This window comes from Anoxybacillus sp. EFIL, assembly GCF_013096955.1.
Taxonomy (GTDB): domain Bacteria; phylum Bacillota; class Bacilli; order Bacillales; family Anoxybacillaceae; genus Anoxybacillus; species Anoxybacillus ayderensis.
Window position 1 is genome coordinate 1 of record NZ_SDLH01000060.1, and the last position, 472, is coordinate 472.

The 472-nt window shown below is 42.2% G+C and carries 1 protein-coding gene; it reads right to left on the reverse strand.

Translation table 11 applies throughout. From position 1 onward, the window contains the following. The coding region (locus ES017_RS15310; RefSeq protein ID WP_171335279.1) for an amidohydrolase family protein at nucleotides 1-472 on the reverse strand (472 nt) is incomplete at both ends.

Sequence of the window (472 nt, forward strand, 5' to 3'; positions counted from 1 at the left end):
CTTCATGGTCAGCATCCGCGCCAAACAGTTTCATTTTCGTTAACGTGCGATCTGAAGCTCCCGGAAAATGACCCTCTACTTTTTTACCAATTTTTTTCGCTTCTTGCATCCAATGGAGAATGAAATCGTCGCCCTCCAATAGACGTGGCCATCCGGTTAGTTCTCCGACCTGCAAAACCGCATCATTTTCAAGCCAACTTTTCATGTTTTTATATGAAAAGAAATGTTCTTCTCCGTCCATTTCTGTTTGCGGATCAAGTCGACACCACCAATACATCGTCATCGGCTGTTTTTCCATGGCCGCCAAAAAAGAAAACGCTTTCTTTTTTGACAACTGCAAAAAAAGAAATAAATTGTCGTTAATAAGTGTTGTCGTACCGAACTGTGCTGCATATTCCGCTAACGTCTGGGGATTATATAACTGAAACGGATGAGCATGAGGCTCGATGTAACCAGAAACAAGCATCTGATT